The following is a 3477-nucleotide window of genomic DNA, read 5'->3' on the forward strand; positions in this document are numbered from 1 at the left end:
GGCATTCCGGCGACCCGCGACGCCCTGAACTGGACGGCCGAGTTGCAGGCGCTGCTACCCCTTCTATCTGACGAGGCCTTAGCCGCTCGGGCCGGCTGCGGCGTGGTGCAGATCCAGGCGATCCGCCGCGGCGAGCAGGTGCTTTCGAACAAGACGCCGCTCAGGGAAATCACCGGCCTGCTGGGTACCTGGTCAGATGAGGACCTGGCGGCGCAGCATGGAGGGACCCCTGCCCGCTATGCCAGCGCCCGTCAGCGCCGGGGTATCCCTGTGCGCCGGCGCGCACCTGAAGCACCAGCCGAATCGGTGCGATAATCCCCCCCTCCCCTACTACGTCACCGCCGCCCACTACCGATGCAGTTTTCTTCCAGCCTCCTCGCCCCCCACCAGCTCGAAGCCCGCGCCCGCATCCTGGACGGATTCAAGCGGCGGGCCCGGCTGCAGGTGCATATGGCGTGTGGGACCGGCAAGACTCGGCTTGCACAGGGCGTCGCTGCAGCGCTCGGTGCTCGTAGCATCGTCATTTTCCTACCGTCGCTCGCGCTGGTCAGCCAGACGCTGCAGGCCTGGGTGAGCAACGCCGAGTTGGATCTGGAACGCGTGCTATGCGTCTGCAGCGACGAGAGCGTGGCCACGCTCGACGACGAGCATGAGGTGCTCGAGGATCTACCGGTGGCGGTCACCACCTCGCCTGAGGAGATCGCGCTGAAGGTCGGTGCCCTGGGTCGAGACCTCATCGTGCTGTGCACCTACGCCAGTGCCCCTACCCTCGCCCTGGGCCTGTCGCCCGGCTTTGCCTTTGACCTGGGGATCCTCGACGAGGCGCACAAGACAGCCGGCGCCGCCGGCCGGCGCAACAGCTTCGCGCTGAACGATCACCCTACCCTGCGCATCGACAGGCGCCTTTTCCTCACTGCGACGCCGTTGGCCATCGCTGAGGAGGAAGGCCCCGCCGGTACCGGGCCTATCTACTCCATGACGGATGAGGCCGTCTTCGGTCCGGTCGCCTACGAGCTCAGCTACTCCGCCGCTGTCGCCGCGGGGATCATCTGCGATTTCCGCGTCATCATCTCCGTGGAGGAAGCGGACGACGAGCAGCTCGCCGAGGCGCTGGACGATGAGGAGCGCCGCTACGCGGTGCACGCCCAGGAGCTGCTGCGCGCGATGACCGACGTCGGCGCACGCAAAGCCTTCGCCTTCTACTCGCGGATCTCGCAGTCGAAGCGCTTCGCCACCGCGCTGCGGGAGGCCGTTGGTGCCGGTGACTTCTGGGCGCGCCACATTGATGGCTCTTTCCCCTCGTGGCAGCGCACCCGCCTGCTGCACCAGTACGGCCGGGCCTCGCGCGCAGCGCTGTCTTGCGCACGCTGCCTGGCTGAAGGGGTGGACGTGCCGGATACCGATCTAGTCGCCTTCATGCACCGGCGGGAAAGCCACGTGGACATCGTCCAGGCGCTTGGCCGTGCCGTGCGCAAGGCGCCGGGCAAGCGCTACGGCTATGTCCTGATACCCTTGCGCCTGAAGCGGAGCTCCGGCGAATCCCTCATCCAGGCCGTGGCGCGCAGCGACATGTCCACGGTCTGGCGGACCCTGGCGGCGCTCGCCGAGCAGGACGACGCCATGCTCAACGAGGTGCAGCGCGCCGCAGTGGACCAGGGCGAAACCGGACAGCCTGCCTCCCCCGGCTGGTTCGACAAGCTGCACGTCATCGCGCCTGCTGGCCGTCCCGACGCCGGCGCCTGGGCCGCCAGCCTCAAGGCTGTGCTTTCCACTGAGCTCGTTGGGCGGATCGCCGGCAGCTGGCCGCACTTTTACGGGCTCCTGCGCGCGTTCGTGACTGACCGCGGCCACGCCCGGGTCGCGCGCAGCTATCGCACACCGGGTGGGCACACCCTGGGCGCCTGGTGCTCACGCCAGCGCGCGCTCCACCGGCTAGGCCGGCTTGCGCCTAACCGTGCCGAGCAGTTGGAGGCCATCGGTTTCGAGTTCGATCCGCGAGAGCATGCCTGGGAGCGAGGGTACGAAGCCTTGCGCAGCTATCTGGCTGACACTGGATCGCCCTCCCCCGCCATCGACGTCGTCACCGCGGACGGGCTCGCCCTGGGCCACTGGTGCAGCGAGCAGCGCAAGGCCTATCGCCTCGGCCGGCTGGCGCCGCGGAAGAAGCGGCTGCTTGAGGCCCTGGGCTTCATCCTGAGCCCCTTCGACGACGCCTGGGAGAAACGGTATCAGGCGCTGATGGCGTTCAAGGAGGAGCATGGCCACCTGCGCGTTGCCCAGCGCCAGGTGCTGGTAGACGGTACCGATCTGGCGGACTGGTGCCGGAATCAGCGCAGCCGTCAGATCGACCTGTCCAGGCGTGATCGGCTGGCCGCCCTGGGCTTCGACTTCGACGCTGGCGTGCTGGATGCCCGCTGGGAAGCCGCCTATACCGCCCTGAAGGAATTCCGGGCACAGCATGGCCACGTGAGCGTGCCGCTCGACTTCATGCTGCCTGATGGGACAGCGCTCGGTACCTGGGTCGGGAATCAGCGCGCGCGCTACCGCGACGGCCAAATGGACCAGCAGCGAATCGAGCTGCTGAACCAGCTGGGCTTTGTCTGGGAGATGTTCGGTGCGGCCTTCGACCAGGGCCTGCAGCACCTGGAGCAGTTTAAAGCCGCGCATGGCCACTGCGATGTGCCGATCGCCTACGTGACTGGCGATGGTTACAAGCTCGGCAGATGGTGTTCGAATCAGCGTACGCGGCTGAAGGACAAACCGGACGATCCGGACCACGGCCGTCTGTTGGCCGCTGGGTTTTCGTTCGATCCTGCTGAAGCTGCTTGGCAACAGCACTATGCAGCGCTCCAAGACTACCTGGCTGCCAATGCCGGCGCCTCGGTACCGGTGAAGCATGTAACTGCCGACGGGCTGCGGCTGGGTTCGTGGGTGTCTCGGCAGAAAACCCTGCTGAAGGCCGGCAAGCTCGCCCATGCGAAGCATGCTGCGCTGCGCGGCTTGGGCGTTTTCTCGTAGCAGTCTGAGCAGCGAGATGACTCACAGCTGCCGGCACCCCTTTTTAGCTCACGTTCAAAATAGGAACGCGGGAGCTTCCAAACGCCCTCAGCATTACCCCCTGCGCAATCTGGTACGCACGTAAGTGCTTACGCACTTACGTATTTATGCGCTTACTCGCGGAAGCATGGGCTCACTTTCAAAACCGTAGGAGCTGAGCGACGCCCCTCGCCTATGCAGATCAGTTCTTGCCGGGAGCCTGGCTTCCCAGCAAATCCAGGGCTCCCATGTGCTAACAGGTGCGGAATGCGCAAATGCGCACACACTTAAGCAAGCACCTAAGCACCTAAGCACCTAAGCACTTAAGCCCTTAAGTGAGCGGCTATTCCAATTTGTTTGATGAGTGATCAGGTCGCCGCTAAGAGCGCATCGTAGATACCCGTGCTCGCATAAGCACCCAAGCACCCAAGCACCCAAGCA

Annotated in this window: 2 protein-coding genes; both read left to right on the forward strand. The window is 65.5% G+C overall.

Annotated elements, in window-relative coordinates; genetic code table 11:
* The coding region (locus BMZ43_RS26685) for a hypothetical protein (RefSeq protein ID WP_177344873.1) at positions 1–315 on the forward strand (315 nt) is incomplete at its 5' end.
* Between the two features lie 39 nt (positions 316–354).
* Positions 355–3018 (forward strand): DEAD/DEAH box helicase, encoded by a 2664-nt coding sequence (locus tag BMZ43_RS25880; protein ID WP_093257844.1) that lies wholly within the window; start codon positions 355–357, stop codon positions 3016–3018.
* The last annotated feature ends 459 nt before the right edge of the window (positions 3019–3477 follow it).

This window comes from Pseudomonas sp. Snoq117.2 (assembly GCF_900110545.1).
Lineage (GTDB): Bacteria > Pseudomonadota > Gammaproteobacteria > Pseudomonadales > Pseudomonadaceae > Chryseomonas > Chryseomonas benzopyrenica.

Coding starts and splice junctions, on each gene's coding strand:
- BMZ43_RS25880 (WP_093257844.1), top strand. CDS start 355: ATGCAGTTTTCTTCCAGCCTCCTCGCCCCCCACCAGCTCGAAGCCCGC.